The 3229-nt window shown below is 64.8% G+C and carries 4 protein-coding genes; all 4 read left to right on the top strand.

The window, feature by feature from the left end:
- The first annotated feature begins 84 nt into the window (after positions 1 to 84).
- The 4 genes from tnpA (at position 85) to SO156_RS45575 (ending at position 3199) form a co-directional block, all read left to right on the top strand.
- Complete coding sequence (gene tnpA, locus SO156_RS45590; RefSeq protein ID WP_498539432.1) at positions 85 to 480, top strand: IS66-like element accessory protein TnpA; 396 nt, start codon at positions 85 to 87, stop codon at positions 478 to 480.
- Positions 477 to 824 (top strand): IS66 family insertion sequence element accessory protein TnpB, encoded by a 348-nt coding sequence (gene tnpB / locus SO156_RS45585; RefSeq protein ID WP_498539431.1) that lies wholly within the window; start codon positions 477 to 479, stop codon positions 822 to 824. Before tnpA ends, tnpB begins: the two co-directional genes overlap by 4 nt.
- Positions 825 to 918: 94 nt before the next feature.
- The gene (gene tnpC, locus SO156_RS45580) at positions 919 to 2556 is read left to right on the top strand and encodes an IS66 family transposase (protein WP_498539433.1); all 1638 of its coding nucleotides are present in this window, start codon (positions 919 to 921) and stop codon (positions 2554 to 2556) included.
- The gene (locus tag SO156_RS45575; protein WP_498539430.1) at positions 2522 to 3199 is read left to right on the top strand and encodes a UPF0149 family protein; all 678 of its coding nucleotides are present in this window, start codon (positions 2522 to 2524) and stop codon (positions 3197 to 3199) included. The genes tnpC and SO156_RS45575 overlap by 35 nt, the downstream gene beginning before the upstream one ends.
- Positions 3200 to 3229 lie beyond the last annotated feature (30 nt).

Raw genomic sequence — 3229 nt, 5'->3', positions numbered from 1 at the left:
GTAAGCCTCCGGTGAGGGCCGCCTTCCGGGCGGCGAGCTTGGCTGCGATAGTTTGCTAATTGATTTGCCAGCAAATGAGCAAACGTGAGCAAGGTTGCGATTCTTTCTGGTCCTGAGCGACGGCGGCGGTGGACGACGGCCGAGAAGCGTCGGATGGTGGAAGAGAGCCTGGCGCCGGGGGCCAGCGTCATCGAGGTGGCGCGGCGGCACGATGTGCATCCCAATTTGCTGACCGTTTGGCGGCGACAGGCGCGGACAGGTGCCTTTGGCGCCACACCGACATTGCGGCCGGAGGGCAAGCTGCAATTTGCGGCAGTCTCGGTTGCGCCGGAGCAGCCGGCGTTGATGGTTCACGCTGGAGCTGGCGGGACGATCGAGATCGCGTTTGCGAGCGGAGTGCAGCTTCGGATCACAGGCGCGGTCGATCCGGCGACGTTGACGGCAGCGGTGGTGGCGCTGTCGGGGGAACGGGCACGATGATCCCGTTGCCGACTGGGGTGCGGGTGTGGCTTGCAACGGGCCATACCGACATGAGGAAGGGCTTCGCGAGCCTGGCGTTGCTGGTGCAGGAAGTGCTGAAGCGCGATCCGCTGAGCGGTCATCTGTTCTGCTTCCGCGGCCGGCGCGGCGATCTGTTGAAGGTGATCTGGCACGACGGCCAGGGCGCCTGTCTGTTCACCAAGCGGCTGGAACGCGGCCATTTCCTGTGGCCGAGCGTGGCTGACGGCGTGGTGACGATCTCACCGGCGCAACTCGGCTATCTGTTGTCCGGGATCGATTGGCGCCATCCGCAGGAGAGCTGGCGTCCGACCTCGATGGGATGAGGATTGTGCTTGCGGTCGCTGATGGATGTGATTCCATCGGATTGTGACCGACGCTTCTGAATCGCTCCCCACCGATCTTGCGGCTGCGCATGCGATGATCCTCGCCGAGCGCGCTGCGCGCCTTGAGGCAGAGACGCTGGCGGCCAAGGCGCAGGCTGCGGCGGTGAGCGCCGAAGCCGACGCCGCCAATGCAAGGGCGGACCTGTCGAGCACGGAAGCGCTGATCAGCCACTACAGGCTCGAGATCGAGAAGCTGCGGCGCCAGCTCTATGGCACCCGTTCGGAACGCACGGCGCGCCTGCTGGAGCAGATCGAGCTTCAGCTCGAAGAATTGGAAGCAACCGCCACCGAGGATGAGCTGGCAGCCGAGCAAGCGGCGGCGAGATCGAAGACCGCCCAAGCGCTCCAGCGCAAGCGGCCTTCGCGCAAGCCGTTCCCCGACCACCTGCCGCGCGAGCGCATCGTGATCCCGGCGCCGGTCTGCTGCCCCTGCTGCGGCTCGGACCGGCTGTCGAAGCTTGGCGAGGACATCACCGAGACGCTGGAGGTCGTTCCGCGTCAATGGAAGGTGATCCAGACCGTACGCGAGAAGTTCTCCTGCCGGGCCTGCGAGACGATCAGCCAGCCTCCCGCGCCATTCCATGTGACGCCACGCGGCTTTGCCGGACCGAACCTGCTGGCAATGATGCTGTTCGAGAAGTTCGGCCAGCATCAGCCCTTGAACCGACAAAGCGAGCGCTATGGACGGGAGGGCGTCGAGCTGAGCCTGTCGACGCTGGCCGACCTGGTCGGCGCCTGCACGAGCGTGCTGCAACCGCTGCACGCGCTGATCGAGGCGCATGTGTTCGGTGCCGAGCGTCTGCACGGCGACGACACGAATGTGCCGATCCTGGCAAAGGGCAAGACGATCAAGGGACACATCTGGACCTATGTCCGCGACGACCGCCCGTTTGGCGGCCGGGCGCCGCCGGCGGCACTGTACTACGCCTCGCGCGACCGGCGGGGCGAACATCCGGTGCGGCACCTGAAAGCCTTCAGCGGCATCCTGCAGGCGGATGCCTACAATGGCTACAACGAGTTATACGATCCCTCGCGCACGGAGGGGCCGATCACGTCGGCGCTGTGTTGGGCGCATGCCAGGCGGCAGTTCTTCGAGTTGGCGGACATCGCCGCCAATGCCAGGCGCGGCAAGAATGCCGGAGCGATCTCGCCGATCGCACTGGAGGCAGTCAGACGCATTGACGCACTGTTCGAGATCGAACGCGGCCTCAACGGTTTGAGCGAACAAGAACGCCTGCGCATACGGCATGAGCAAAGTGCTCCTCTCGTCACGTCGCTGGAAGCCTGGCTGCGCGAGCAGCGTGGCCGCCTGTCGCGCTCGGCCTCGGTCGCCGAGCCGATCGACTATATGCTCAAGCGATGGGATCGGTTCGCCCACTTCGTCAACGATGGCCGGATCTGCCTGACCAACAACGCAGCCGAACGGGCCCTGCGCGGCTTTGCCCTCGGCCGCAAGTCCTGGCTGTTCGCCGGCTCCGATCGTGGAGCCGAGCGTGCCGCGGTCATGGCAACCTTGATCACGACGGCCAAGCTCAACGGTGTCGATCCGCAAGCCTGGCTCGCCGACGTGCTTGCGCGCATCGCCGGCCTCCCGGTAGGACGGCTTCATGAACTGCTGCCATGGAATTGGAGCGCCCATGTCCGGTCTGTCGCGCCGCATCAAGCAGCTTGACGAGGAACTGCTCGCCCTCGGCGAGGACACCATGCTGCTCGAAGAGCTTGATGGCTTCATCGCCGGCTTGCTTGTCTGTCCGGAGCTGATCATGCCCAGCGACTGGCTTCCGGTCGTCTGGCATGAGGACACCGCAGACCAGGCGCCGGTCTTCGAGAACCTTGACCATGCCAATCGGGCTCTCGGTCTCGTCATGGAGCACTACAACAACGTCGCGCGCACGCTGACGGAGCGCCCAGAGCGCTACAGTCCGTTGTTCTCCGTCGACACCCGCAATGGCGACGTGCTCTGGGAGCTTTGGATCGAGGGCTTCGAGAAGGCCGTCGCGCTGCGCCCGGCAGCCTGGAAAAAGCTGCTCGACGCCGACATCGATACGGCGGCGGCGATGAGCGGAATGCTGCTGCTCGCCGACATCGCCAGAGGAGAAAACGAGGTGGACGACCGTGACACACTCATGGCGGCCGCACCCGACAAGATCGCCGACTGGGTCGTCATCCTCAACGAATGGCGCCTTGCCAACTGCCAGCCAGTCCAGGACATCGACCCAAGGAACGTCACAGCCCCGAGGAAAAAGGTCGGTCGCAACGAGCCATGTCCATGCGGATCAGGCAAGAAATACAAGAAATGCTGCGGACTCAATTAGCCGCAGCCGCGGTGCTCACCGGAGGGTTAC

The organism is Bradyrhizobium sp. UFLA05-125 (genome assembly GCF_059803515.1).
Note: the sequence above shows the minus strand (reverse complement) of the source record. Positions and strands in the feature narration are given on the sequence as shown.

Excerpts from the sequence above, each read along its gene's own strand:
- SO156_RS45575 (WP_498539430.1), top strand. The coding sequence starts at position 2,522 with ATGTCCGGTCTGTCGCGCCGCATCAAGCAGCTTGACGAGGAACTGCTC.
- tnpC (WP_498539433.1), top strand. The coding sequence starts at position 919 with ATGATCCTCGCCGAGCGCGCTGCGCGCCTTGAGGCAGAGACGCTGGCG.
- tnpB (WP_498539431.1), top strand. The coding sequence starts at position 477 with ATGATCCCGTTGCCGACTGGGGTGCGGGTGTGGCTTGCAACGGGCCAT.